At 61.2% G+C, this 260-nt stretch carries 1 protein-coding gene; it reads right to left on the bottom strand.

Annotated elements, in window-relative coordinates:
• Positions 1-260, bottom strand: a 260-nt coding sequence (locus SB756_RS31740; RefSeq protein ID WP_410913457.1) for an Ldh family oxidoreductase, incomplete at both ends; no start/stop codon positions are given.

Genomic DNA, 260 nt, shown 5'->3' with positions numbered 1-260 from the left:
ATAGTGGCCATCGAACACGCTGGAAATACCACTGTCCGACACGTGCTCCAGCGCCTGTGCGCGGGCCTTGACCTGCCCGCTGAGGATGCCATCGATGTAACGGCTGACCAGGTTCAGGCCATGGGTGCGGTGCCCGAGCAGTTCGCCTTCGAGCAGCACCCGGGTGACCACTTGGGCGACTTCGCTATCGGCACCGGCTTTTACGAACAGTTGCTCGACAAAGGCGGTTAGCGCTTGCACGTTGTAACGTGTGGGTTGGG

Source organism: Pseudomonas sp. SIMBA_068 (assembly GCF_046534705.1).
Lineage (GTDB): Bacteria > Pseudomonadota > Gammaproteobacteria > Pseudomonadales > Pseudomonadaceae > Aquipseudomonas > Aquipseudomonas putida.
The sequence above is the reverse complement of the archived record's forward strand: the minus strand, read 5'-3'. Positions and strand labels throughout refer to the sequence as shown.